Origin of the sequence: Pseudomonas sp. DE0157 (assembly GCF_007678615.1) — a bacterium.
GTDB lineage: Bacteria > Pseudomonadota > Gammaproteobacteria > Pseudomonadales > Pseudomonadaceae > Aquipseudomonas > Aquipseudomonas parafulva_B.
Genome location: NZ_VEJN01000004.1, coordinates 140999 through 164872 on the forward strand (window position 1 = coordinate 140999; position 23874 = coordinate 164872).

Annotated in this window: 23 protein-coding genes and 1 tRNA gene; 7 read left to right on the forward strand and 17 right to left on the reverse strand. The window is 63.2% G+C overall.

Features of this window, described 5'->3' with window-relative positions; genetic code table 11:
• Positions 1-22: 22 nt before the first annotated feature.
• From FS777_RS07330 to FS777_RS07345, 4 genes are read right to left on the reverse strand one after another with little or no spacing between them, the layout of a single operon-like run.
• A complete protein-coding gene (locus FS777_RS07330; protein WP_078478347.1) occupies positions 23-421 on the reverse strand; it encodes a PPC domain-containing DNA-binding protein in 399 nt (132 codons plus the stop codon).
• Complete coding sequence (locus FS777_RS07335) at positions 418-969, reverse strand: hypothetical protein (protein WP_058603456.1); 552 nt, start codon at positions 967-969, stop codon at positions 418-420. Before FS777_RS07335 ends, FS777_RS07330 begins: the two co-directional genes overlap by 4 nt.
• Positions 966-2546: an acyl-CoA synthetase gene (locus FS777_RS07340; RefSeq protein ID WP_218570380.1), complete on the reverse strand. Its 1581-nt coding sequence runs from the start codon at positions 2544-2546 to the stop codon at positions 966-968. Before FS777_RS07340 ends, FS777_RS07335 begins: the two co-directional genes overlap by 4 nt.
• A complete protein-coding gene (locus FS777_RS07345) occupies positions 2543-3712 on the reverse strand; it encodes an acetyl-CoA acetyltransferase (protein ID WP_145254763.1) in 1170 nt (389 codons plus the stop codon). The genes FS777_RS07340 and FS777_RS07345 overlap by 4 nt, the downstream gene beginning before the upstream one ends.
• Positions 3713-4100: 388 nt before the next feature.
• Between FS777_RS07345 and FS777_RS07350 the strand changes: the two genes are divergently transcribed.
• From FS777_RS07350 to FS777_RS07360, 3 genes are read left to right on the forward strand one after another with little or no spacing between them, the layout of a single operon-like run.
• Entirely contained in the window at positions 4101-5132 is a 1032-nt protein-coding gene (locus FS777_RS07350; RefSeq protein WP_058637916.1) for a TRAP transporter substrate-binding protein, read from the forward strand.
• The gene (locus FS777_RS07355) at positions 5132-7012 is read left to right on the forward strand and encodes a TRAP transporter large permease subunit (protein WP_058603453.1); all 1881 of its coding nucleotides are present in this window, start codon (positions 5132-5134) and stop codon (positions 7010-7012) included. Before FS777_RS07350 ends, FS777_RS07355 begins: the two co-directional genes overlap by 1 nt.
• A gap of 12 nt (positions 7013-7024) precedes the next feature.
• A complete protein-coding gene (locus FS777_RS07360) occupies positions 7025-7816 on the forward strand; it encodes an SDR family NAD(P)-dependent oxidoreductase (protein WP_058603452.1) in 792 nt (263 codons plus the stop codon).
• Between the two features lie 276 nt (positions 7817-8092).
• On the opposite strand, the gene FS777_RS07365 is transcribed toward FS777_RS07360, so the two are convergent.
• A complete protein-coding gene (locus tag FS777_RS07365; protein ID WP_058637914.1) occupies positions 8093-9016 on the reverse strand; it encodes a LysR family transcriptional regulator in 924 nt (307 codons plus the stop codon).
• A gap of 158 nt (positions 9017-9174) precedes the next feature.
• Here FS777_RS07365 and FS777_RS07370 point away from each other — a divergent pair, with 158 nt between their 5' ends.
• Together FS777_RS07370 and FS777_RS07375 are read left to right on the forward strand one after the other, a co-directional pair.
• Complete coding sequence (locus tag FS777_RS07370) at positions 9175-10206, forward strand: sigma-54-dependent Fis family transcriptional regulator (RefSeq protein ID WP_081321290.1); 1032 nt, start codon at positions 9175-9177, stop codon at positions 10204-10206.
• A gap of 87 nt (positions 10207-10293) precedes the next feature.
• Positions 10294-11076: an SDR family NAD(P)-dependent oxidoreductase gene (locus tag FS777_RS07375; protein WP_058603450.1), complete on the forward strand. Its 783-nt coding sequence runs from the start codon at positions 10294-10296 to the stop codon at positions 11074-11076.
• A 27-nt stretch (positions 11077-11103) separates the two neighbouring features.
• Here the strand turns inward: FS777_RS07375 and FS777_RS07380 are convergent, their stop codons facing one another.
• From FS777_RS07380 to FS777_RS07415, 8 genes are all read right to left on the reverse strand, one after another.
• Positions 11104-12066 (reverse strand): glutathione S-transferase family protein, encoded by a 963-nt coding sequence (locus FS777_RS07380; protein WP_078478351.1) that lies wholly within the window; start codon positions 12064-12066, stop codon positions 11104-11106.
• A gap of 94 nt (positions 12067-12160) precedes the next feature.
• Positions 12161-13162: a glycosyl transferase family protein gene (locus FS777_RS07385; RefSeq protein WP_078478352.1), complete on the reverse strand. Its 1002-nt coding sequence runs from the start codon at positions 13160-13162 to the stop codon at positions 12161-12163.
• The gene (locus tag FS777_RS07390) at positions 13159-13494 is read right to left on the reverse strand and encodes a TusE/DsrC/DsvC family sulfur relay protein (protein ID WP_058637910.1); all 336 of its coding nucleotides are present in this window, start codon (positions 13492-13494) and stop codon (positions 13159-13161) included. Before FS777_RS07390 ends, FS777_RS07385 begins: the two co-directional genes overlap by 4 nt.
• A complete protein-coding gene (gene tusB / locus FS777_RS07395; protein WP_058637909.1) occupies positions 13491-13787 on the reverse strand; it encodes a sulfurtransferase complex subunit TusB in 297 nt (98 codons plus the stop codon). The genes FS777_RS07390 and tusB overlap by 4 nt, the downstream gene beginning before the upstream one ends.
• Positions 13787-14146: a sulfurtransferase complex subunit TusC gene (gene tusC / locus FS777_RS07400; RefSeq protein ID WP_058637908.1), complete on the reverse strand. Its 360-nt coding sequence runs from the start codon at positions 14144-14146 to the stop codon at positions 13787-13789. The genes tusB and tusC overlap by 1 nt, the downstream gene beginning before the upstream one ends.
• Positions 14147-14539, reverse strand: a complete 393-nt coding sequence (gene tusD / locus FS777_RS07405; RefSeq protein ID WP_058637907.1) for a sulfurtransferase complex subunit TusD — start codon at positions 14537-14539, stop codon at positions 14147-14149.
• A 68-nt stretch (positions 14540-14607) separates the two neighbouring features.
• A complete protein-coding gene (locus tag FS777_RS07410) occupies positions 14608-15987 on the reverse strand; it encodes a nucleobase:cation symporter-2 family protein (protein ID WP_058637906.1) in 1380 nt (459 codons plus the stop codon).
• 226 nt (positions 15988-16213) lie between these two features.
• Positions 16214-16885 carry a Bax inhibitor-1/YccA family protein gene (locus tag FS777_RS07415; protein ID WP_023534840.1) on the reverse strand — a complete coding sequence of 224 codons (672 nt, stop codon included), beginning with the start codon at positions 16883-16885 and terminating at the stop codon, positions 16214-16216.
• A gap of 133 nt (positions 16886-17018) precedes the next feature.
• Between FS777_RS07415 and FS777_RS07420 the strand changes: the two genes are divergently transcribed.
• Together FS777_RS07420 and FS777_RS07425 are read left to right on the forward strand one after the other, a co-directional pair.
• Positions 17019-17106 (forward strand) — tRNA-Ser (locus FS777_RS07420).
• A 216-nt stretch (positions 17107-17322) separates the two neighbouring features.
• Positions 17323-17961, forward strand: a complete 639-nt coding sequence (locus FS777_RS07425) for a TetR family transcriptional regulator (RefSeq protein ID WP_058637905.1) — start codon at positions 17323-17325, stop codon at positions 17959-17961.
• A gap of 2 nt (positions 17962-17963) precedes the next feature.
• On the opposite strand, the gene FS777_RS07430 is transcribed toward FS777_RS07425, so the two are convergent.
• From FS777_RS07430 to FS777_RS07445, 4 genes are all read right to left on the reverse strand, one after another.
• Positions 17964-21527, reverse strand: a complete 3564-nt coding sequence (locus tag FS777_RS07430) for a molybdopterin cofactor-binding domain-containing protein (protein ID WP_145254766.1) — start codon at positions 21525-21527, stop codon at positions 17964-17966.
• Positions 21524-21997 (reverse strand): (2Fe-2S)-binding protein, encoded by a 474-nt coding sequence (locus FS777_RS07435; protein ID WP_058637903.1) that lies wholly within the window; start codon positions 21995-21997, stop codon positions 21524-21526. The genes FS777_RS07430 and FS777_RS07435 overlap by 4 nt, the downstream gene beginning before the upstream one ends.
• 199 nt (positions 21998-22196) lie before the next feature.
• Positions 22197-22673, reverse strand: a complete 477-nt coding sequence (locus FS777_RS07440; protein ID WP_078478369.1) for a MarR family winged helix-turn-helix transcriptional regulator — start codon at positions 22671-22673, stop codon at positions 22197-22199.
• Between the two features lie 69 nt (positions 22674-22742).
• On the reverse strand, positions 22743-23795 hold the full coding sequence (locus tag FS777_RS07445; RefSeq protein WP_058603434.1) for a 2,5-dihydroxypyridine 5,6-dioxygenase: 1053 nt from the start codon (positions 23793-23795) through the stop codon (positions 22743-22745).
• Positions 23796-23874: the final 79 nt, after the last annotated feature.

The window sequence follows — 23874 nt, forward strand, 5'->3', positions numbered from 1 at the left end:
AAGGGTGCTGCAGTGTGGGCAGTCAGTCCGGCAGCCACTCCTGCAGGGTGAGCTCCACGGTAATGAAGGACAGGTTCCGACCCCGTTGCAGGCAACCGGCGAAGAGTTTGCCGTCGGCATCGGCGAGCACGGCCTGAAGGTGGCTTCGGCCGGCGATGACCTCACCGCTCAGGCTGAGGATCTCGATACCAGGCCCGGGTACATGAATGGCTTGATGGCCGCGCTCGCCGTGGTAACGCAGTTCGCCGTCGATCAGGCTGCCCAGCCCGCCACGGACCACGGCGCAGGCGATGCCGTGGCTGGCGCAGAGGGCTTCGGCGCTGTCGATCACATCCTCGTTGGGCTTTAGGCGGGCGACTACCAGCCGCCCGAGACGGCCTTGCTGGACCTGCGTGGTAGTAGAGGGCAGGGCAGGTGTCATGAGGCCTCCTTGAGCACAGGGTGCAGCAGGTTGAATTGGGTCTCGGTGTCTGGCTGTACCTGGTAGGCGACATGCTCGAACAGGCATAGCCGCAGTACCAGGGGTTCGCTACCGACCACGACTCGCTGCAATACCAGATGCCCGCCGTGCTGTTGCCCAAGGCTGTCGAGCATGCCGGCATGGCAATGCAGCAGCGGGGCGCCGCTGGCATCCCTGCCGACAGTCAATGCACCACTGATGAAGGTGACAGGGCCTGTAAGCACCACGGGCTTGCCGTAGTCGTAAGGGCGTTGGCTGTCGCTTGTGGTCACCATGCGGTGGTAGGCCAAGGCGCACGCGCTGCCCCACAACACGCGGCCGACTGCACTCTGGTAGCGACAGCGCTCGAGCACTGACAGCAGGCTTTCGCCCACCTGGCTGCCGGGGGCAAGCTCGACGCGCAACTCCTGGCTGCACGCGACTTCACAGTCGAGCAGCCTGGGTAGGCGGGCCGGGCCTGCATGGTTGAAGTGGCGCACCCCGCCGCGCAGTTCGAAATGGGGCGTCATGCCGGTTGCTCCGTGCCGGTCTCGAGCAACGTGCGGATGTGTTTCTTGACGATCTTGCCGTAGCCGGACTTTGGCATCTCATGCCAGCGTACAAACTGCTTGGGCCATTTGTAGCGTGCCAGGCGGGGCTCCAGGTGCGCGAGCAGTTGGTCATCGCTGACCTGGGCAGTGGTGACGATCACCGCGCAACCACATTCGCCCCATTTGTCGTCCGGCATGCCGAGCACGGCCACTTCGGTGACAGCAGGGTGGGTCAGCAACGCTTCCTCCACTTCGCGCGGGTACACGTTCGAGCCGCCGGAGATGTACATGTCCGAGGCGCGCCCGGTGATGAACAGGTAACCGTGCTCGTCCACATGCCCCAGATCGCCGGTATGGAACCAGCCATGGCGGAAGCATTCGGCATTGGCCTGGGGGTTGTTGTAGTAGCCGGCGAACACGGCCGGGCCGCGCACGCAGATTTCGCCGTCCGTACCGGTGGGCAGCTCGCGGCCTTGTTCATCGAGTATGGCCACCTGCATGCCGGTGCGTGGGTAGCCGCAGGAACCGACCTTGGCCTGGGGGCCATCGTCGGCATCATGGCAGTCGGCGGGCAGCACCGTGATGTTGCCGGTGACCTCCCCAAGGCCGTAATACTGCACCAGCACTTTCCCCAAAGTGCGCAGCGCATGGCACTGGTCGGCGCGGTACATGGGGGCACCTGCGTAGATCACGTAGCGCAGGCTGCTGTGATCGTAACGGCTGACAGCCGGGTCTTCGGTAAGCATCTTGACGATGGTCGGCACCGTGAACAGGTTGTCGATACGGTGCTGCTGCACCAGGCGCCAGGCCTCGTCACAGTCCAGCCGGTCCCCGACAGGGAGTACGCAGGCAGCACCCCGGGCTACGTTGACCAGTGCATGGATACCGGCCCCGTGGGACAAGGGGGCCAGCACCAGCGAGCGTGACTGCTGGCTCAGGCAGGGCATCAGGTCGGCCAGGTGGTTGTTGACCACGAACGCCATTTGCCCGTGGGTCAGTACCCCTGCCTTGGGGTGCCCGGTGGTGCCGGAGGTGTAGAAGAACCACAGCGGGTCGTTGTAGTCCACCTCGGCCGGGCGAAAACCAGGCTGAAGCGGGGCGCCGTCGTCGAGCAGGGCATCGTAGGCCAGTTCACCCGCGCGGGGCGCAGCCATGGCAATCACGGTCCGCAGTGCCGGTGATGCCTGGCGCACAGCGTCCACGTAATGGCCAAAGCCCTCGTCGTAGAGCATCGCCACGGCGCCGCTGGAGCTGCCCAGGTAGGCAGCTTCAGGGGGGGTGATGCGCACATTGGTGGGCACCCAGACCATCCCCAGGCGAAAGGCCACCCAGGCACTTTCGAACAGCGGCAGGTTGTTGCGCGAGTGCACCAGCAAGCGGTCGCCCTTGCCCAGGCCGCGTGCACGCAGCGCGGCAGCGACGCTGTCTACACGGTGCAGCAGTTGACGCCAGGACACCTGTTGCTCGCCGCGAATGAAGCCTGGCAGATCGGGCAAACGCCGAGCCACCTGGGCCAGTAGCTCCCCCAGGTTCATGACATTGTCGATTCCGTTCATCGCACGCTCTCCAGAATGCTCACGTAGTTGGTCACGGCCGCCCCGCCCATGTTGAACACGCCAGCCCGGTCTGCGCGCGGCAGTTGCATGTCGCCGGCCTGGCCGGTGAGCTGCATGGCCGCCATCACGTGCATCGAGACCCCGGTCGCACCAATGGGGTGGCCCTTGGACTTGAGGCCGCCGGAGGGGTTTATCGGGAGCCTGCCGTCCTTGCGGCTCACGCCCTCGGCGATCACCCGTGCGCCTTGACCGCGCTCGGCCAGGCCCATGGCCTCGTATTCGAGCAGCTCGGCAATGGTGAAGCAGTCATGGGTCTCCACCAGGGACAGGTCGTCCAGTGTGAGGCACGCCTGGCTCAGCGCCTGCTGCCAGGCCCGTGCAGCGCCTTCGAAGACCGTGGGGTCGCGCCGTGACAATGGCAGGTAGTCGTTGACCTGGACGGCCGCGCGAAAACGAACGGCTTGACCACCCCCGGTCGGTTGATCGCCCCGGCTGATCACCAGGGCGGCCGCGCCGTCGCTGATCAGCGAGCAGTCACTGCGCTTGAGGGGGCCCGCCACGAAGGGGTTCTTGTCCGAAGGTGTGCGGCAGAAGTCGTAGCCCACGTCGCGGCGCATGTGCGCATACGGGTTGAGTGCGCCGTTGGCGTGGTTCTTGGCGGCGATCATGGCCAGTGCATCGGACTGATCACCGTAGCGTTCGAAGTAGGCGCTGGCGATGTTGCCGAACACCCCGGCAAAGCCGTTCTCGATGTTGGCTTCTTCAGGGGTGTAGCAGCACTTGAGCAGGATCTTGCCCACCTCGGCGGTGGGCAGGCTGTTCATTTTCTCAAAACCCACCACCAGGGCATGGCGCGATTGTCCGCTCAGTACGGCGTGCAAGGCCGAGTGAATGGCTGCCGAACCGGTGGAACAGGCGTTCTCCACGCGCACGGCCGGGGTGAAACGCAGTGCTGGCAAGTGATTGGCGAGCAGCGCGGATGGAAAGTCCTGGTAGAGAAAACCTGCATTGAAGTGGCCTACGTGTACCGAATCGATCTGCTGCGCATCGAGCCCTGCGTGGTCGAGGGCGCCCAGGGCCGCGTCAGCCATCATGCGCTCGGGGTCGATGTCGGGAAACTTGCCGAAGGGGGCGTGGTACCAGCCGTTGATGAGGGGTGAATGCATGAGAGTAATCCTCGCTCGGGGTTGGCGAGGTCGATGGCAAGAACGGTGCCAGGCCTGCGGCAAGCGCTCTGCCATGCGCATTCGTGGCACGTTCGACGGTGGCTGCGGGTAGCGAACACGTGCTACAGGTGTCGCAGTGACGTGGCAGGCGACACTCAAGGGAGACACCTGTTACACCCTCAAGCAGGCCCGAAATGCCCATTGGCGCAGCACCACGCCCCAGGAGATTTTATTTAGCACTTCAAAATCAGTCAGTTAAGCGCGCTTTGTGGATGGCCACTACGCTATCCCGTGCACCCGCTTGAGTGTGGCACCTCAATTGCAATGTCATCTGCACCATCGCCGTATCCCACTCGATCAATAAGAACAAATAGGTCAGGAGAGCTTCATGAGCGATTTCACCCGCCGTTCCTTCATCAAGACGGCCTCCCTGGCATCGGCCGCCGTCGCCGCTGCCGGCCTGGGCCTCTACAGCACTGGCGCCCGGGCTGCCGACTTCAAACTCAAGTTTGCCAACAACCTGCCCATCAGCCACCCCATGAACGTGCGTGCTCGGGCCATGGCCAAGGCCATCAAGGAGGAGACCAACGGCGCGTTGGTGGTGCAGGTGTTTCCAAGCAGCCAGCTGGGCAGCGACACCGATACCCTTGCCCAGGTGCGCTCCGGTGCGGTCGATCTGTTTTCCCTCTCGCCCGTGATCCTGGGCACCCTGGTTCCATCGGTGCAGATCAGCGCCGTGGGCTTTGCGTTCAAGGACTACCAGCAAGTGTGGAGCGCCATGGACGGTACCTTGGGCGAGCATGTGCGTGCGGAGATCGCCAAGACCGGCACCCTGTTCGCATTCGACCACATGTGGGACAACGGCTTTCGCGTCACCACCACCAGCACCCGGCCGGTCGCAAGCCCGGACGACCTGCGCGGCATGAAGCTGCGTGTTCCGCCTAGCCCGATCATCATGTCGATCTTCCGCGCCCTGGATGCTGCGCCCACCAGCATCAACTTCGCCGAGGTGTATTCGGCCTTGCAGACCCGCATCGTCGAAGGGCAGGAGAACCCCATGACCCTGGTGTCGACGGCCAAGCTGTATGAAGTGCAGAAGTATTGCTCGCTGACCAATCACGTGTGGGATGGCTTCTGGATGCTCGGCAACAGTGCCTCGATCGGGCGCCTGCCGGCGGATATGCAGGCGATCCTGCGCAAGCACATCGACGCGGCGGTGATGGGTCAACGCCAGGACCTGGCCAAGCTCGAGGGCAGTACCCGCGATACCTTGAAAGGGCAAGGCCTGGAACTGGTCGAGGCGCCTGCCGATCCGTTTCGCGACAAGCTGCGCAGTGCCAATTACTACGCCCAGTGGCACGACAAGTTCGGCGACCAGGCCTGGGGCATCCTTGAGCAATACGCCGGGAAGCTGGCGTGATGCGCGCGCCAGCGCTACCGGCCTCCACCGTTTCGCAGCGCCTGCCGGCCCGGGTGCTCATCTGCCTCAACCAGTGGGCCATGCGCCTGGTGGGCGTGATCGCGGTTGCCCTGATGGTGATCGAGACCTTCGTGCTGCTGGCCGGCGTGATTGCCCGCTACGTGCTGCATAGCCCGTTGGTCTGGTCCGACGAACTGGCCTCGTCACTGTTCATCTGGCTGGCCATGTTCGGCGCGGTGCTGGCGTTGGACCGTGGCGAGCACATGCGCATGTCGGCGCTGGTCAACAAGCTGCCGCAGGCTTGGCGCGGATTCAGCGAAACCTTGTCGGCGCTGATCGTCTGCCTGTTCGTGGCGATGATCATCTCGCCGGCCATGCAGCATTCCCATGAACAGATGTGGATCACCACACCGGCGCTGGGGATTCCCGACGGCGTGCGTGCTGCAGCGCTGCCGGTAGGGGCTGTGCTGATGCTGCTGGCGGCCGTCGCGCGTATGGCCCGTTATTCGACCGTGCGCCAGTTCATGGCCGGGCTGGCGGTGGTGGCCACGGTGGCCGCGGCCTTGTGGCTGGCGCAGCCCATACTGGCAGCGATGGGCAATTACAACCTGGTGGTGTTCTTCCTGGTGCTGCTGGGCGCCTGCGTGTTTGGCGGCATCCCTATCGCCTTTGCGTTCGGCACGGCGACCATGGCCTACCTGGCCCTGGCGACCCACGCGCCCCTGTCGATCGTGGTCGGCCGCATGGACGAGGGCATGTCCCACATGGTGCTGCTGGCCGTGCCGCTGTTCGTGTTGCTGGGTGTGGTGCTGCAATTGTCGGGCATGGCCCGCACGCTGATCGATTTCATGGCTTCGCTGCTGGGGCACGTGCGTGGCGGTCTGCAGTACGTGCTGTTGGGGGCGATGTTCCTGGTGTCGGGTATTTCAGGGTCGAAGGTTGCCGACATGGCCGCAGTGGCCCCGGCGTTGTTTCCTGAAATGAAGCGGCGCGGCTCAAAGCCTGAAGAGCTGGCAGCGCTGTTGTCGGCCACGGGGGCGATGACCGAGACCATACCGCCGAGCCTGGTGCTGATCACCATCGGTGCGGTGTGCAGCGTGTCGATCACGGCGCTGTTCATCGGCGGGTTGATGCCTGCGGTGGTGGCCACCCTGGCCATTGCGGTGGTGTGCTGGTGGCGCTCGCGCAAGGACGAGGCGCCGGCGATTGCGCGGGCACCTTTGTCCCGCGTGGCCAAGACGTTCCTGATTGCCCTGCCGGCCCTGGCGCTGCCGTTGCTGATCCGGGTGGCGGTGCTGGAAGGGGCGGCCACCGCTACCGAGGTCTCGACCATTGGTGTGGCCTACGTGGTACTGGTGGGGCTGGTGATGCACCTGTTCATGCGCCATATCGAATGGCGCCGGTTGTACCCGATGTTGCTGGAAGCGGCGGCTTTGTCCGGGGCGATCCTGCTGATCATCGGCATGGCCTCGGCGATGGCCTGGGCGCTGACGCAGTCGGGCTTCTCGCAGTCGCTGGTGGAACTGATCGAGGAGATACCAGGCGGGGTGATGGGCTTCATGGTGGTCACCATCCTCACCTTCCTGATTCTGGGCAGTGTGTTGGAGGGTATCCCGGCCATCGTGCTGTTCGGCCCGCTGATGTTCCCCCTGGCCGAAATGCTCGGCATTCACCCGGTGCACTACGCCATGGTCGTGATCCTGGCCATGGGCATCGGGTTGTTCGCACCGCCCTTGGGTGTGGGCTTCTACGCTGCCTGCGCCATTAGCAAGACGTCGTCCGATCATGTCATTCGCCGCGTCTGGGGGTACCTCGGGGCGTTGCTGGTGGCGTTGGTGATCGTTGCCTGTTTCCCATGGATTTCCATCGGTTTCCTTTAAGAGAGCGCTGATATGAGCCAACTTGCCAAAAAGACTTTGCCTGCAACTGCCGTGGGCCGCGTGGCGCTGGTCACCGGTGCGGCCATGGGGATCGGCGCGGCCATCGCCGAACGCCTGGGGCATGATGGCCACACGGTAGTGGTGGCCGACATCGACCTGCAGGCTGCCGAACTCAGGGTGGAGGGGTTGCGTGAGCAGGGCATCGATGCCTTGGCACTGGCGATCGACATTGGTGACGCAGCGTCGATCACGGCGTTGTTCGATGAGCTGCGTGCACGCTGTGGACGCTGTGATGTACTGGTCAACAATGCCGGTATCGCCCGCACCCAGTCGTTTCTGGACACGGACCTGGAAGGCTGGCAGCGGCTGATGAACGTCAACCTGACCGGCACACTGCTGTGCAGCCAGCAGGCTGCGCACGTGATGCGCGAGCACGGGTGGGGGCGCATCATCAACGTTGCCTCCATCAGCGGCATGCGGGCGAGCATGGGGCGCACTGCGTATGGCACGTCGAAGGCAGCGGTGATCGGCCTGACTCGGCAGATGGCGATCGAGCTGGCCGAACATGGCATCACGGTCAACGGCATTGCCCCGGGCCCAGTGGACACGCCTTTGACACAGGCACTGCATTCTGCGGCGACACGCGAATCCTATGCCCGTGCGGTGCCTTTGCGCCGTTACGGCACACCGGCGGAGATGGCGGGGGCGGTGGCGTTTCTTGCGTCCGATGATGCGTCTTACATCAGTGGGCATGTGATCCCGGTGGATGGGGGGTTCATGGCGTCCGGGATTCTGGAGATTTAAGCGGGGGCAGCGTGGGAGAGGTGGCGGGGTCGTAGCGGTAAACGGGTTTGGACCGGTGTGAATGCCGAAATTCTAGGGCTGCTGTGCAGCCCATCGCGGCGCGAGGCCGCTCCCACAGAGAGCAAAGTCTGAGCTGCGCCCCAAATGTGGACGGATGTCCAACATTTGGGGCGCAGCTCAAATACCTGTGGGAGCGGCCTCGCGCCGCGATGGGCCGCACAGCGGCCCCAGGATTTCAGCCCCACATGGCCGGTCGCCGGCCTCCAGACCAGATACTCACTGCTCTGAACCGCGTTGCGCCTCATCCTCTCGGGTCGCCTGTTCCCCGGCTTGCAAGGCCGTTTCGACGAAGGTGGCGATGCAGGGGTTGTGATTGTCGGCCTTCCACACGGCCACCACTTCGATCACCGGTGCTTCGCGCAGGGGCCTGAAGCTGGTACTGGCCAGGCGCATGTTGCGCATCGACCGGGGGACCATCGCCACCCCCAGGCCTTCGCCCACCAGGTTGACGATGGTCTGCTGCATGTTGATCTCAAGGCCGATGTTGGGGGTGACTCCATGCTGTAGGCAGTAGTTGCAGATCATGTCATGCAGGGCAGGGGCAATACGCCGTGGCACGATGATGAAGGTTTCACCGGCAAGCTCACGTGGCTCCACGACGGTTTGCTCGGCCAGGCGGTGGCCGGGCGGCAGTACCAGGGTCATTTCCTCGCGGTACAGCGTGACGGTTTCCAGGCCTGTGCAGTCCTGAGGCCGGTACATGATCGCTACATCCTTGTTGCCACTGGTAATGTCCTGGGCCAGGTCCAATGGCAGCGTCTCGGTCAACTTCAAGTTCACCTGGGGGAACAGCGCGGCATAACGGCGGGTGATCGCCGGTGTGATGCTGTAAGCGGTGGACATCATGAACCCCACGGAAAGTGCCCCCGCCGCACCGCGCGCGGCGGCCAGTGCATTGCGCTTGGCTTGCTCGAAGGCTGCGAACACCGTGCCGGTATCGAGGTAGAAGCGCTGGCCGGCCTCCGTCAGCTCGACCCTGCGCCGGGAGCGGTCGAACAGCTTGACCCCAAGCTCTTCCTCCAGAAGCGCAATTTGCCGCGACAGCGGTGGCTGTGAAATATGCAGGCGCTCGGCCGCTCGGCCGAAGTGAAGGGTTTCGGCCAGCGTGCGGAAGTACTGCAGATGCCTGAGCTCAATCATGATGCTCTCGAAGGTATCAGTCGATGCATGATTATGTATTGGAAAATATAACTGCGCCTCCCTAATGTGAACCGTGCAACGTCATTCGGCCGAGGCGGCGTCACAAGCCCGCCAGTCGACATAGTCAAAAGCTATAGAACAAGAAAAAGGTGACGCTAATGACCGCTTGTAACCCTGCCGTTCGTGCGCTCCAACCCGTCGTGGAGGCGTGCAACATCGCTCAAGACAGTGACCCTGTGGTGCGTCAGGCCTTTAACCGGGCCTTGCGGCTGATGGAGCGTGGCATTGCCGTACTGATCCGCGGAGAGACCGGTACCGGCAAGGAAATTCTCGCCCGCGCCCTGCACGCGCACAGTCAACGCCGCGGTGCACAACTGGTGGCGCTCAATTGCGCGTCCATTCCCGAAACCCTCATCGAAAGCGAGCTGTTCGGCTATAGCCGCGGGGCGTTCTCGGGTGCTTTACCGGGCGGCAAGAAAGGCAAGGTTCAGCAAGCCGATGGCGGCGTGCTATTTCTCGATGAAATCGGCGACATGCCTCTGGAACAACAGACGCGCCTGCTACGGGTGATTGCCGAACGTGAGGTAACGCCCCTGGGTGCCGAGCGCAGCATCCCAGTCAACTTTGCGCTGGTCTGCGCGACGCACCAGGACCTCTCGGCACGGGTTGCCGAGGGCAGTTTCCGCGAGGACCTGTTCTATCGCATCGCCACGGGCGTGGTGCAGTTACCGCCGCTGCGCGAGCGCCAGGACCGTGGCGAGCTGTTGTGCAACATGGTGGCCCATGAATTGCCAGGCTGTGATCCACGCCAGGTACTGGCGCAGGTGTGGAGCTTGCTGATGGCCCACTCCTGGCCGGGGAATCTGCGCCAGATGCGGGCGGTCGTGCGTTACGCCTGCGCCGTGATGGAAGGCCCGCGCATGCTGCGCAGCGATCTGCCGCTGGACTTCATCGAGCAGTGCCAGACCCCGGCTGCGTTGCCTGCCAACATCACGCCCATCCGCCGGGCGGCGCCTTCAGGCGATGAGCGCAGTGAGGTGTTACAGGCCTTGCAGAGCTGCCGCTGGAACATGTCGGCGGCGGCCCGCGCTCTGGGGATCTGCCGGCCTTCGTTGTACCGGGTAATGCGCCGGCTGGACATTCCCCCGCTCAAGGAGCAGTTGGCGCTCGGCGCCTGCGGCACCGCGTGATGCCCTGACCCTCCAGCACCTTAGACGACCGCCTGCTGCCAATGAGCAGGCGCGCCTGGCTGCGGCCATTTTCGATGGATGACGACCATGAGCACTCCCGTTGTGCATGCTGCACTCAATTTCACCCTGACCGGCCGCACGGCCCTGGTAACGGGCGCCGCCCGTGGCATTGGTCATGCGATCGCCACGGCACTGGGCCAGGCCGGTGCCCGAGTAGGGGTGTGCGATTTGGATGCCGAGGCGGCCGAGGCGGCTGCGGCTCGGTTGCGAGAAGCCGGGATCGAGGCGGTTGGCGTGGGAGCGGATGTTGCCGATGAGGTTCAGGTTCAGGCCATGGTGAACCAGGTGGAAGCCTTGTTGGGAGGGGTCGACATCCTGGTCAACAACGCAGGCATCGTCTCGACTGGCCCTTTGCTGGAGGTCACCACCGCGGAATGGAACCGGGTGATGGCCATTGACCTGAACAGCGTGTTTTTCTGCGCCAAGGCCGTGCTGCCGGGCATGATGGCGCGCCAAAGCGGGCGCATCATCAATATCGCATCGGTGGCAGGCAAGCGTGGGGGTGGCTTGCTGGGTAATAGCTGCTACGCGGCGGCCAAAGGCGCGGTGATCGCCTTGACCAAAGGACTGGCGCGAGAAGCCGGCCCCTATGCCATCACCGTCAACGCCGTGTCGCCGGCACTGACCGACACCGAGATGACCAGCGCGCTGGCGCCTCAGGCCAGGGCCGAAGTGCTCGCACAGATGCCGCTTGGCCGCGCCGGCACGCCCCGCGACATCGCCGCCGCCGTATGCTTCCTGGCCTCGCGGGAGGCCGGGTTCGTGACCGGCGAGATCATGGACGTCGATGGCGGGTTCATGCGCGACTGATTTGGTCTGGGCAGGGCACAGGCTAGTTCAGCTCCCACCCCATATACCCTTGCCGGGCAAGCGTGCCCGATCATGGGGCAGCCTGAAGTCCAGCAGCGGCCCCTTTGGCACGATGCCATTGGGGTTGATGGTGGTATGGCTGAGGTAGTAGTGGTTCTGGATGTGCTGCATGTTCACCGTGTCGGCTACCCCTGGCCATTGATACAACTCGCGCAGCCAGTGGGTCAGGTTGGGGTAGTCGCTCAGACGGCGCAGGTTGCACTTGAAATGGCCGTGGTAAACGGCATCGAAGCGCACCGCCGTGGTGAACAGGCGTACGTCGGCCTCGGTGAGGTACTCGCCTGCCAGGTAGCGGTGTCGGCTAAGCACATCTTCGAGGTGATCCCATTCGCTGAACACCTCGTCGAAGGCCGCTTCGTAGGCCTGCTGTGTCGTCGCAAAGCCTGCGCGGTAAACGCCGTTGTTGATGGCCGGGTAGATGCGTTCGTTCAAGGCGTCGATGTCCGCTCGCAACGGTTGCGGGTAGAAGTCGAGCAGGTTGCCGGTCAGCGAATTGAAGTCATGGTTGAAGATCCGCACGATCTGCGCCGACTCGTTGTTGACGATGCGGTTCTCTTGTTTGTCCCACAGCACCGGTACGGTCACGCGCCCGGTGTAATGAGGGTCGTCCTGGGTGTAGCGCTGGTGCAGGTACTGGAGCCCGTCGAGGTGATCGCCCGAAGAGCCGTTCTGGCGGTCGAAGGTCCAGCCGTCACCTTGCATCAACCAGCTGACCACCGACACGTCGATCAGCGGCTCGAGGCCTTTGAGCGCGCGCATGATCAGCGTGCGATGAGCCCAGGGGCAGGCCAGCGAAACGTACAGGTGGTAACGCCCCGGCTCAGCGGAAGGCAATGGGTTGCGCCGCTGTGAGTCCTCACGCTTGAACGCGCCATCCTTGCCATTTTCGTACCACTGGTCATGCCAGCGACCGTCGACCAACAGGCCCATGATGAGCTCCTTAACAAAAGCGATTTGTCTTTGGAGCCCAGTCTAGAGAAAGACGTTCGAAGCAATAGCGCAAAGAGTGGGGCGGTATGATCGGTTAAATCGATCGATTGCGATCAGCCCACCACGCTTGCGCACGGGCAAACGCCTGCTCGCGGTCTTGCCCCAACCCACGAAGCGCCAGCGCCATGGTGGCTAGCACTGCTTTTTGGGCATAGCTGTCTTCAACCTCACCACGCCAAAAGGCCAGCATGTGCTCAGGCTCAAGCGCTGCCGGCTTGACGTGGCGCCGCTCGCTCAGGGCAGGCCATTCTTCGTCCCAGGCTTTGCCGTCAGTGGTGCCGTAGAGATGGCTGAGCACATCCGGGTTCACCTCGATTTCGCCACCATCACCCTTGATCACGATCGCATGATCGCCCAACAAGCGACTGGCCTCGCGGTGTACGGCCTGGTAACCCGGGTGGAAGATGCTCTGCAGGCCACAGCGTGCGCCGAGCGGGTTCAGCACCCGTGCGAGGGAGTGGATCGGCGAGCGCAGGCCCAGAATGTTCCGCAGGTCGATCATGCGCTGAAGTTCAGGCGCCCAGTCCTGCAGTGGGAAAAAGGCCAGGTGGTGCTGGTCCAGGGCCTCACTGACGGCCTGCCAACCGCGGCACAGAGGTATGTGCAGCAGCGCGAGCAGTTGCTCGCTGTACAGGCGGCCTGCGGTGTGCGCACCGCCACCGTGCATCAGGATACGCACCCCATTGCCGGCCAGGCACTTGGCGGCCAACAGGTACCAGGGCAGATGGCGCTTCTTGCCGGCATAGCTCGGCCAGTCGATGTCCACGGCCATGGCAGGCGCTTGCAAGTGCGCGCGCAGCGCTTCGGTGAAGCCGGCGAGCTCTTCTGCGCTTTCTTCCTTGTGCCGTAGCAGCATGAGAAAGGCGCCCAGCTGCGCGTCTTCGACTTTACCCTCAAGCAGCAAAGTCATGGCGGCGCGGGCTTCTTCGCGTGTCAGGCCGCGCGCGCCACGCTTGCCTTTGCCGAGGATGCGCACGTACTCGGCGAAGGGGTGTTCAGCGGGGGTTTCCAGGGTAAGCGGGCGTAGGCTGGTCATATGCAATTGGTCGGCTTGGGCAGGCCCGCCAGTTTGGCGGCAAGTTTGGCGGGAGTGCCATTGAACAGGCGATTGAGATGGGCGCTATTGCCCTTTTCCGGGCCCAGGTTGAGCGCTGCGTATTTGATCAGCGGACGCGTGGCGGGCGAGAGCTGATACTCCAGGTAGAACGCGCGCAGCAATGACAGGATTTCCCAGTGGTCAGGCGTCAGGTCAATGCCTTCGCGGGTGGCCAAGCCTTGCGCGGTGGCCGGTGACCAATCCTCAAGGTTGACCAGAAAGCCGTCCTTGTCCAGGGCAATGGCCTTGCCTTCGATATCGAGTGTGTTCATAACCAGCTGTTGACCTTGTCATGGTGCAGGGACAGCGCAACGAAGCCTGGGTAGTCGACCGTCGTTGCCAGCGAGGACGCAATGGCCCTGGCCTGAATGTCTTCTTCCAGTGCATAAAGGCGACCGATTAACTGGGCCTGCTCCAGCAAACGCAACGGCTCGCTGCCTGGGAGCAGGGCGTAGACCGCATCGCCACACAGCAGCACGGCGTCTTCGCTGCCGAGCAAGCGCAGGCAGCTGTGAAGGCGTTCGTCACCAAACGGGGAGTGGGCTATTACATGCAAGGTTGTCATCAGAGCGTCACCACTTCGTCGAACTGTGCGATCAAAGCCGCAAGCTGCGCATCCTCAAGTACCTCTACCTGCAGGCCAAGGCTTGCGTGCGTCATGCCGCGCCGAGCCAGGCTATGGCCACAGACGTACAACGCGTCTACGCCGAACATGGGCAGTGCCTGCAGGTTGGCAGCCAGGTTTTTCTGCTCAAGGGCGGTGGGGTGCTGGTCGCAGGCCAGCTGGAACACGCCATCGTCCAGGAACAGCACGCCCAGCGGCAGATCGAAGGCGCCGCCGGCCAGGACGATATCCAGCGCTTCGCGGGCAGACAGCCCGCTCCAGGGCGCCTGGCGACTGATGATCAACATGGACTTGGCCATTCAGTCGCCTCCAAAGCAGATCAGCCGATCGGCCGTTTGCGCCGCTTCATGCAACTGACCAAGCCCGGACAGTTCCCAGGGTTGCTGCAGATTCACGGCAGGGCGTTGATAGCGGCTGGCTTCGCGTTCGTCCAGTACGCCACGACGCAGGGCGGCGGCGATGCACACCACTGCATCGAGCTGATTGGCCTGAACGAACGTGCGCCATTGCTGCGCAATGTCCTGTTCGTCCTGAGGGGCTACCACGTTGGACGATGCACTGTGCACCCCGTCCTGGTAGAAGAACAAGCGGGTGATGCCGTGCCCGGCAGCCAGCGCTGCCTCGGCAAAGCGCAGCGCCCGGCGCGAAGCGGGTGCTTGTGCGGGGGAAAACACCGCGATAGCAAATTTCATGGCGAACTCGTGCTATGGAATCGCGCCATGATAAACAAAAAGGCCTGGCTGCTGCAGGCCTGTGGTAGTCAGGGCTTTTCCTTGCCCTCGGGCAGGAACCAGTTGAGTACCAAGGCACAGATGCCTCCGGTAGCAACTCCTGACTCCATCACGTTGCGAATCGCCGCTGGCATATGGGCAAGGAATTCGGGTACCTGCGCCACGCCCAGGCCCAAGGCCAGCGATACGGCGATGATCAACAAGGCGCGGCGATCGAGCCGGGTGCTAGCCAGGATATTGATACCCGAGGCTGCCACTGCGCCGAACATGACCATGGCCGCGCCGCCCAGCACAGGCTCTGGAACCGCCTGGATCACCCCGGCAACGCTTGGGAACAAGCCCAGCAGTATCAGCATCCCCGCAATCCATACGCCGATGTGACGGCTGGCGATACCGGTCAGCTGAATGACGCCGTTATTCTGGGCGAAGATCGAGCTTGGGAACGTATTGAACACGCCAGCCAGCAGTGAGTTGGCGCCGTTGACCAGCACGCCACCCTTGATGCGCTGCATCCACACCGGGCCTTCCACGGGCTGGCGCGAGACCTTGCTGGTGGCGGTTACATCACCGATGGCCTCCAGAGAGGTCACCAAGTAGATCACCAGCATCGGGATGAACAGTGCCCAGGAAAAACCGAGGCCAAAGTGCAAGGGTGTCGGCACTTGGAACAGCGCGGCCTCGTGCATGCCGGTGAAGTCCAGGCGGCCCAGATAGCCGGCCAGGGCATAGCCCGCCGCCAGCGCGATGACGATGGCGCAACTGCGCAGCCAGACCACCGGTATGCGGTTGAGGATGACGATGATCGCCAGTACCACGCCTGACAGCAGCAGGTTCTCGCCGTTGGCAAAGGTCCCGTTGGCCATGGCGCCAAAACCACCGCCCATGCTGATCAGGCCGACCTTGATCAGGGTCAGGCCAATCATCAGCACCACGATGCCGGTCACCAGCGGAGTGATCAGCCGTTTGACGAAGGGCAGGATGCGAGACACGCCCATCTCGACGAATGAGCCTGCAATGACCACGCCGAAAATGGCGGCCATGACGCCTTCCACAGGCGTGCCTTGCTTAACCATCAAGGCCCCGCCAGCAATCAGCGGGCCGACGAAGTTGAAGCTGGTGCCTTGCACGATCAGCAAGCCGGCACCGAAAGGGCCGAAGCGTTTGCACTGGATGAAGGTGGCGATGCCGGAGATGACCAGAGACATGGACACGATCAGGTTGGTATCTCGGGCAGAGACGCCCAACGCCTGGCAGATCAGCAGGCCAGGGGTGACGATCGGCACAATGATCGCCAGCAGGTGTTGCAGCGCTGCCAGCAAGCCGATGAGCAGCCGTGGCTTGTCTTCCAGACCCAGTACCAGTTCGTTGTCAGGCGCTGTTGCACCTGGGCTGTGTTCCTGTGAGCTCATTGCGCAGCGCTGCCCGTCTATAAAAAAGGAGCGCATTCTACGGGCAGAATAGGGAATGCGGTAGGGGAACACCGGTTAGCCGCCTGTTCGACGATCATCGCCTTTGTTACCTGACTTTTAGGTCAATAAGTATGGGCGCTGTACCGCTTTCAAACCGTGCATGTTCGATAAAAAACGCAGGCACAAAAAAGCCCGCGTAAGCGGGCTTCTTTGGACACACGTTGGATCAGTCGTCACGACCCATGATGCCGAACAGCTGCAGCAGGCTGATGAACAGATTGTAGATCGAAACGTACAAGCTGATGGTCGCCATGATGTAGTTGCGTTCACCACCGTGGATGATGGCGCTGGTCTGGAACAGGATGCATACCGACGAGAACAGCACGAAGCCGGCGCTGATGGCCAGTTGCAGGCCGCTGATCTGGAAGAAGAAGCTGGCCACGACCGCACCCAGCAGGACGAAGAAGCCTGCGGTGATGAAGCCGCTGAGGAAGCTCATGTCCTTGCGGGTGATCAGCACGTAGGCAGACAGGCCACCGAACACCAGCGCCGTCATGGCAAAGGCCGAACTGACCACTTCGGCGCCGCCGCTCATGCCCAGGTAGCGATTGAGGATAGGGCCGAGAATGAAGCCCATGAAGCCGGTGAGGGCGAAGGTGGAGACCAGGCCCCATACCGAGTCGCGCAGCTTGGCGGTGAGGAAGAACAAGCCATAGAAGCCGATCAGCACGACGAACACGTTCGGGTAGGCGAACCGCATCTGTTGTGAGATGAAGGCCATCAGGCCGCTGAATGCGAGGGTAAGTGCCAGCAGGCTGTACGTGTTGCGCAGGACCTTGCTGATCTCCTGCTGCTCGACCTGCTGGCCGTGGTGTACGGCATAATCCTGTTCGCGCATGGCGACACTCCTTGGTGAACCTGTGATATGAAACGTCGAAGATGGTAGGAGTCTACCAGAGCTCCTGCAACCCGCGACACAGAGAGTTTGACAGCGTGTTTCATTCCGGTATTATGGCGGCCGCAAAGCAGTTGGAAGCGTGGCCGAGTGGTTTAAGGCAACGGTCTTGAAAACCGTCGATGGGCAACTATCCTAGAGTTCGAATCTCTACGCTTCCGCCACTATTCTTCATCAAAGCCCTGATTTATCAGGGCTTTTTTGTGTTAGGCCGGTTTCCGGCTTTTGACCAAGCCTTGCTAGTGTTCGCCGTTTGCCAATCGCAGCATTTGAGTAGCACCTCCCTCCCTCGCTCGCACCGATCCCCTCGCCGAAAAACTACGCAACACCCCCCCTAATGTGGCAGTGTGGTTCCCCTCGCCAGCCTCACAGAGACCCCCATGCAAACGCGCAAAACCGGTATCCGTGCCCAACAGGCCGACCGCACCCGAGACAACATCCTCAAGGCGGCTGTACAGGTCTTCAGCCGGGAAGGCTACGCCGGTGGGCGCGTCGAGCAGATTTCCACCCTGGCCAAATCCAACGACCGAATGATCTATTACTACTTCGGCAACAAGGAAAAGCTGTTCATCAGTGTGCTGGAGCACATCTATGCCAGCTTCAACCAGGCCGAAGCCGGGCTGCAACTGGACCTGGACGACCCTGAACAGGCGGTGCGCACGCTGGTGGCATTCATTTGGGATTACTACGTGCAACACCCCGAATTCGTCACCCTACTGGCCACTGAGAACCTTCACCAAGGCGAGCATGCGCGCAAGTCGCAGAACCTCAAGGCCTTGTCGGGCGAGGCGGTTGGCGTGCTGCGGCCGATCATCGACGCGGGCCAGGCGAAGGGCCTGTTTCGTGACGACATTGACATTACCCACGCCTACCTGATGATTGCTTCGCTCTGCTATTTCTACAACTCCAACCGCCATACGCTCAGTTCGTTCCTGGCCGTGGACCTGGCTGACCCCAAGGCCAAGGCCGACTGGTTGGCCTTCATCAGCGACCTTGTCCTGCGCGGCCTGCGCCTGTGACTTCAATGGCTGCCTGGGTTGGCGCGCACCTGCGCGACCTTGGCGGCGAGCCCTGGCCAGGCGGGCTTGTCACCTGCAAAACGCTGGCGCAGGTATGCCGCAAGATCGGCTATCTGGCGGTCCGACAAGCTGTCCTTGAAGCCCGGCATGTAGCCCAGGTCGCGGGTAGCTGGGGTAGGGATGCCGTGCAGTATCACCCGTAGCAGATTGTCTGGCAGCTCGCTGTGAACGTTGCTGTTCACCGCCATCGACGGGCTGACGCCGAACAGTTTCGGCCCCTGTCCATCGCTGTGGCAGGCCATGCAGGCGCCTTTGAACACGCGCTCGCCATTGCTCAATGACACGTGGGTTTCAGCCGGCTGCGGGGCCTTGGCCGCCTGCGACTGAGGCTCGCCATCGAGTGAGCGGAGGTAGTGGGCGATGGCACGCACGGCGCTTTTGGGCAGCGTCGCCAGCTCGCTGACCACCGGGCCCATGGGGCCTGCCGCCACCCCGTGCTTTTCAGAAAACCCAGTACTCAGGTAGTTGAACAACTCGTCTTCAGTCCACGGGGTGGTTGATTTGCCCAGCGCATTGAGGGGCGGTGCTTCCCAGCCATCGACCATCCCTCCGGCCAGGTAGCTGCTGCCAGCTTTCTCGGCGCCCATCAGGTTACGCGGTGAATGGCAGGCCGTGCAGTGGCCGAGGCCATCGACAAGGTAGGCGCCGCGGTTCCACTGAGCGCTGCGTTGCGGGTCTGGCTGGTATTCCCCGCGCTGCAGAAACAGGGCGTTCCAGCCAGCCATCAGCGGTCGCTGGTTGAACGGGAAGCGCATCTGGTTGGCGGGCGCTTGCTGGCGTACCGGAGGCTGCGACATCAGGTAGGCATACAGTGCTTGCATGTCGGCATCGTTGATGGCGCGGAACGAGGTGTAGGGAAACGCGGGATACAGGTGACGGCCATCACGGCTGATACCTTCACGCATGGCCCGTTCGAAGGCGGCGAATGACCAGCGGCCAATGCCGGTTTCCGGATCGGGCGTGATGTTGGTGGTGTGGAGCGTGCCGAAGGGCGTCTGCATGGCCAGACCGCCGGCATTGACCTTGCCACCGCTGACCGTATGGCACACGGCGCAATCGCCGGCCGCAGCCACCTGGCGCCCGCGTTCGAGCATCGCGGCGCTCCAGCTGCCAGCGCCGGGCGGAGTAACCGGTGCGATTTCACTGCGCCAGGGCAGGGCGGTGGCAAGCATGCCCAGGGCTGCGCCCAACACCCCGGCCAAGCCGCCGAACCACCACTTTGAACGTTTACTAGCAGGCTGCGTCGGAGTCGATGGCCCAGGCCCCTGGCCATCGCCACCCAGGGCGGCGCGCACCCGTTCGGCGGTGATCGGCAGCTCGCGAAAGCGGATCCCGGTGGCGTCGAAGATGGCGTTGGCAATGGCAGCGGCACTGGGTACCGAAGCCGATTCGCCGCTGCCCATCGGTGCTTCGTGCTGACGCGGCAGCATCATTACGTCGATGGCAGGCAGCTCAGGGAAGGTCAGGATCGGGTAGCCGCCCCATTCCTTGCTGGCCACGGTCGACTCTTCGAAGCTGACTTGCTCCTTGAGCACCCGGCTGGTGGACTGGATGACATTGCCGTGGATCTGGTGGCGCACGCCCTCGGGGTTGACCATCATCCCGGCGTCATGCCCGATCACCACGCGGGTGACGGCGACTTCACCGGTACGCCGGTCAACGGCTACGTCAGCCACCCAGGCCGCCCACGCGGCGCCAAAGCCTGGGAATTTACTGTGGATGTAGCGCGCGTAGGCAAAGCCGCGCCCGCGCAGCACGTCACCTTCGCCCTGGCTTTGCATGGGCTGGGTATGCGGCTGCCAGTCGGCTCGCGCGGCGGTAGCCTTGACCAGGTCGATGGCACGTGGGTCGGACAAGTGCTTGAGGCGGTATTCCACCGGATCGACACCCGCTGCGAACGCCAGCTCATCGATATAGGACTCGTGGGCAAAGCTGTTGGGCATGGCCGATACGCCGCGCATCCACGAAGCGCGCACCAGCGGCGTCATGTCGTTGATGGTCACGCGCATGTGCTCGTAGTCATAGGGTGGAATCGACGTGCGGTCGCCCATTTCGAACAGGGCCGGTACGGGTTCCACCGCCCCGGTGAGCAGCAGGGCCAAGGTAGGCGCGCCGTTGGACGGGTAGCTGGTCTGGAAGTCATAGGCAGCCACGCTGCCATCGGCGTTCAGGCCGCCGTCGATCTCCATCAGTTGGGCTGTGCCCTTGGGTTCCCAGGCGTGTTCCTGCTCGCGGGTCAGCTGTACCCGCACAGGGCGTTGCACGGCGCGCGACAGCAGCACGGCGTCGGCGCAGACATCGTCGGCGCAGTTGCGGCCATAGCAACCGGCAGCCTCCATGCGGATGATTTCGATGCGCTCCTCGCCGCAGGCCAGCAGCCAGGCCAGATCAGCGCGCAGCAGGTGTGGGTTCTGGGTGCCGGACCACACGCGGATCTGCCCAGGCGTGTAGTCGGCCAGCGCGCACGATGGGCCAATCGAAGCATGCAGCTGATACGGCCATAAATAGGTACGGCTCAGGCGCTGGCTGGCATTGGCAAGGCCGGCATCGACATCGCCTTGGTCCAGCACCGTGCGTTGAACCCTTGGGTTGTCGCGGATGGCCTGGGCTACATCGCTCAGGTCGGGCAGCTTGCCGGTAAAGGGCTTCCAGCTGATTTTCAGGTCCTGAGCAGCCCGGATGGCCTGCTCCTCGCGCTCGGCAACCACGCCGACGAAATCGCGGATCACGACCACCGCCACGACGCCCGGTACGTGGGCAATGGATGATTCATCGACGGCCAGCAGGCTGTTGCCCACGAAGTCGCCGCTGTCGTGGCCAGCATAGGGCGGACGGATCACTCGCCCGTGCAGCATGTCGGGCAGGCGCATGTCGTGAACGTAGGTCAGTTCACCGGTGGCCTTGCCGGGAATGTCCACGCGGGCGGTGCTGCGCCCGACCAACGTGTAGTCTTCGATGGGTTTGAGCGGCGCATCCTCGGCAATGTGCAACTGCTGGTTTTCACCCGCTACCAGTTCGGCGTAGCTCAGCGTGGTGCCGTCGTTGGTGATTACCGTGCCTTCTTCGATACGCAGCGACGCGGGCTCGCACCCAAGGCGCAGCGCCGCCCGTTGCAGCAAATGACGGCGTGCAGTCGCCGCAGCCTTGCGCAAGGGCACGGCTGAAATCTGCAGGGTGGCGCTGGCGATAGTCGCGCCTTGATTGGGCGCCCGCTCGGTATCGCCCAGCACCATGTGCACCTGGTCCATGCGCAGGTTCAACTCTTCGGCGACGATCTGCGCCAGCGAGGTGCGGATACCGGTACCCAGGTCGACGTGGCCATTGAAGGCATAGACCCTGCCGTCGTCGCAGACGGCGATGAACAGCGCCAGTTCGCGCTCCCGGGTCACGGGCGTTACACCCTTGGCCACCGGGCCGGAAGGCGGGGTGATCTGATCGACGATCAGCAGCACGCCGGTCTTGGCCAGCAGTTGGTCACGGCTGGGCACCTGTTGCGAGTGGTTCATGCTTTCCTCCGGGTGTCGGCGGCGCGGCGCACGGCGCGCAGGATTTCGACGTGGGTGCCGCAGCGGCACAGGTTGCCGGACAGTTCGTTGCGAATCTGCTCATCGCTGGGCTGGGGGATTCGATCGAGCAGGGCCGTGGCGGTCATGATCATGCCGTTCATGCAGTAGCCGCATTGGGCTGCCTGCTCGTCGATGAACGCCTGCTGCACAGGGTGCGGCGCACGCTTGCAGCCCAGCCCTTCGAGGGTAGTGATCTCGCGGCCGACGGCCCCGGCCAGGGGGATGATGCAGGAGCGAGCGGCCACGCCGTCGATGATCACCGTACACGCGCCGCATTCACCCAGGCCGCAGCCGTACTTGGGGCCGTTCAGGCACAGGTCGTTGCGCAGGATCAGCAGCAAGGGCGTTTCAGGCGGGGCGTCGACGTCGAACGACTGGCCGTTGACCTGCACGCAGAGGGTTGTTTGCATGATGGGCTCATCTCTGGAGGTGACTTGCGCTACCGAAGCACCCACAGGTGGCGTGCATTTCGGTAAGTACTCACTACATGAAATGAGTGAGCAAGAAGCAGGCCAGGGATACGGATGAGCAGGGCAGGGGCAATGAGCTCACCGAATCGGTGGCTCAGGCAGGGCGTAAGACGAGGAGGCTGTCCAGCCGTGATGCTGCTCAGGCCGCGCCGTCGTCGCTGTCGATCATTTTGCGCAGCAGGTACAAGATGGCCACGCGCTCAGCGGCATTGAGGCTGCCCATGCTCAGTTCACTGATCTGCCGGGCGCAAGGGATCATCGCATCGAGCAATGCCGCACCGCTGCCGGTGAGCGTGACGATCACCTTGCGCCGGTCTCCCGGGTCTGGCGAGAGCTGTACCAGTTCACGGGCTTTCAGGCGCTCGACGATGCCGCGAATGGTCGCCTGGTCCACGGCCGTGGCCTTGATCAACTCGGCCTGAGAGCTGGGGCCATGGTCGCGCAGGGCGCACAGGGTGACGAATTGAATGGAGGTCAACTGTGGGTCGCACGCCTGCTGTTGGAAGATCGCCGTGTGCCGCTGGTAAGCCTTGCGCAGTAAGTGGCCCACCTGTTCGGTAACGTCGTAAGGGGCGGTGTCGTGGAGGGGGCTGCTGGGGGAAGTCTTGTTCGGCATGGGAGGGCTTGGGCTGGTGGAAAGGAGCTGGCCGGCCGCCAATAGCGGAGCGCCCGGCCAGTATAACTGTTATCGCGCCAGTGATTGCTGGGGCGCGACCACGTCCCCGGCCATGACCACCGCCTGATCGTCCAGGTAGATATCGCAATTGCGCAGCGGGATGTCCAGGTGGCAAGGGGTCTTGCGCTTGCCGCCCACCTCGGTGTTCGGGCCCGTGGAGAACAGGAAGTTGCCGTAGAACGCGCGGGCATCCATGCACATCCCGTCGTTGCGGTCGTGCAGGCCCATGGCAGTCCACTGGGCGCGCGGTTGCAAGCCCCAGCCGATGTGCGAGATGCCGTAGACCTCAGGGTCGTTGAAGTATTTGAGGTAGTCGCGCAGGTACTCGGCCTCGAAGCCGCCATGAATGCCGGTGATAAAGCCCTTTTCAATCTCGAGCGTGATGCGCTCACGGCAATAGTTCTTGAACGGCAGGATGATGTCGCCTACATCCAGGACCAGCGTGCCCTCGGCGCTGTCCTCGTTCGGCCAGGTGAACAGGAACCCGCTGGGCCAGTGATCCCAACGCCCTGGCTCGTCGGCGTAGCCGTACTCGGTGACTGCCGGGTACTGGCCGAGCGGTGCATGGAAGTCGCTGCCGGCCCTGGATCGCACATGCATGCTGCGCGCCTGCTTGAGCAGGGTTTCGGCAGCCAGTACCCGGCGCTTGTCGTCCTCGTTGGGCAGCATGCGCGCCAGCACTTCGGCGGGTTCCACCGCCAGCAGAATGCGGGTGCCAGTCTTGAGAATCTGCTCCTGCTCGGGGGAGTGCAGAAGCATCATCGTGTCGACGATCAGGTCGGCGGCCTCCAGCGCGCGCTGTGCCGCCAGGTTACCGGTGAGTGCCGTATCGCCGCAGTAGGCGGTCATGTCACGGCCCATGGCGGTGGGGTGATTGAATGCCGGCAGTTCCACGGCGTAGACCTTCGCCCCTAGTCGCTGCGCCGCTTCCATCGCGGCATTGACCGTGCGCGGATCGGAGTAATGGCTCTTGAGGACGGCAACGCTCTGGGTGTCGTCCACTCGGGACAGCTTCAGTACGTGCTCGAACATCTGGGTCAATTGTGCATTGCTCACCGGCATCGTGGTTTCTCCTAGGCAGTCTCTGGCGGAATAAAGCGGTGCACCATCGCAGTGCTCGACGCTTTGTCATGGTGCAAAA

What these genes read in the sequence shown, in the direction of transcription:
- FS777_RS07330 (WP_078478347.1), bottom strand. Translation starts at nt 421, where the DNA reads ATGACACCTGCCCTGCCCTCTACTACCACGCAGGTCCAGCAAGGCCGT.
- FS777_RS07335 (WP_058603456.1), bottom strand. Translation starts at nt 969, where the DNA reads ATGACGCCCCATTTCGAACTGCGCGGCGGGGTGCGCCACTTCAACCAT.
- FS777_RS07340 (WP_218570380.1), bottom strand. Translation starts at nt 2,546, where the DNA reads ATGAACGGAATCGACAATGTCATGAACCTGGGGGAGCTACTGGCCCAG.
- FS777_RS07345 (WP_145254763.1), bottom strand. Translation starts at nt 3,712, where the DNA reads ATGCATTCACCCCTCATCAACGGCTGGTACCACGCCCCCTTCGGCAAG.
- FS777_RS07350 (WP_058637916.1), top strand. Translation starts at nt 4,101, where the DNA reads ATGAGCGATTTCACCCGCCGTTCCTTCATCAAGACGGCCTCCCTGGCA.
- FS777_RS07355 (WP_058603453.1), top strand. Translation starts at nt 5,132, where the DNA reads ATGCGCGCGCCAGCGCTACCGGCCTCCACCGTTTCGCAGCGCCTGCCG.
- FS777_RS07360 (WP_058603452.1), top strand. Translation starts at nt 7,025, where the DNA reads ATGAGCCAACTTGCCAAAAAGACTTTGCCTGCAACTGCCGTGGGCCGC.
- FS777_RS07365 (WP_058637914.1), bottom strand. Translation starts at nt 9,016, where the DNA reads ATGATTGAGCTCAGGCATCTGCAGTACTTCCGCACGCTGGCCGAAACC.
- FS777_RS07370 (WP_081321290.1), top strand. Translation starts at nt 9,175, where the DNA reads ATGACCGCTTGTAACCCTGCCGTTCGTGCGCTCCAACCCGTCGTGGAG.
- FS777_RS07375 (WP_058603450.1), top strand. Translation starts at nt 10,294, where the DNA reads ATGAGCACTCCCGTTGTGCATGCTGCACTCAATTTCACCCTGACCGGC.
- FS777_RS07380 (WP_078478351.1), bottom strand. Translation starts at nt 12,066, where the DNA reads ATGGGCCTGTTGGTCGACGGTCGCTGGCATGACCAGTGGTACGAAAAT.
- FS777_RS07385 (WP_078478352.1), bottom strand. Translation starts at nt 13,162, where the DNA reads ATGACCAGCCTACGCCCGCTTACCCTGGAAACCCCCGCTGAACACCCC.
- FS777_RS07390 (WP_058637910.1), bottom strand. Translation starts at nt 13,494, where the DNA reads ATGAACACACTCGATATCGAAGGCAAGGCCATTGCCCTGGACAAGGAC.
- tusB (WP_058637909.1), bottom strand. Translation starts at nt 13,787, where the DNA reads ATGACAACCTTGCATGTAATAGCCCACTCCCCGTTTGGTGACGAACGC.
- tusC (WP_058637908.1), bottom strand. Translation starts at nt 14,146, where the DNA reads ATGGCCAAGTCCATGTTGATCATCAGTCGCCAGGCGCCCTGGAGCGGG.
- tusD (WP_058637907.1), bottom strand. Translation starts at nt 14,539, where the DNA reads ATGAAATTTGCTATCGCGGTGTTTTCCCCCGCACAAGCACCCGCTTCG.
- FS777_RS07410 (WP_058637906.1), bottom strand. Translation starts at nt 15,987, where the DNA reads ATGAGCTCACAGGAACACAGCCCAGGTGCAACAGCGCCTGACAACGAA.
- FS777_RS07415 (WP_023534840.1), bottom strand. Translation starts at nt 16,885, where the DNA reads ATGCGCGAACAGGATTATGCCGTACACCACGGCCAGCAGGTCGAGCAG.
- FS777_RS07425 (WP_058637905.1), top strand. Translation starts at nt 17,323, where the DNA reads ATGCAAACGCGCAAAACCGGTATCCGTGCCCAACAGGCCGACCGCACC.
- FS777_RS07430 (WP_145254766.1), bottom strand. Translation starts at nt 21,527, where the DNA reads ATGAACCACTCGCAACAGGTGCCCAGCCGTGACCAACTGCTGGCCAAG.
- FS777_RS07435 (WP_058637903.1), bottom strand. Translation starts at nt 21,997, where the DNA reads ATGCAAACAACCCTCTGCGTGCAGGTCAACGGCCAGTCGTTCGACGTC.
- FS777_RS07440 (WP_078478369.1), bottom strand. Translation starts at nt 22,673, where the DNA reads ATGCCGAACAAGACTTCCCCCAGCAGCCCCCTCCACGACACCGCCCCT.
- FS777_RS07445 (WP_058603434.1), bottom strand. Translation starts at nt 23,795, where the DNA reads ATGCCGGTGAGCAATGCACAATTGACCCAGATGTTCGAGCACGTACTG.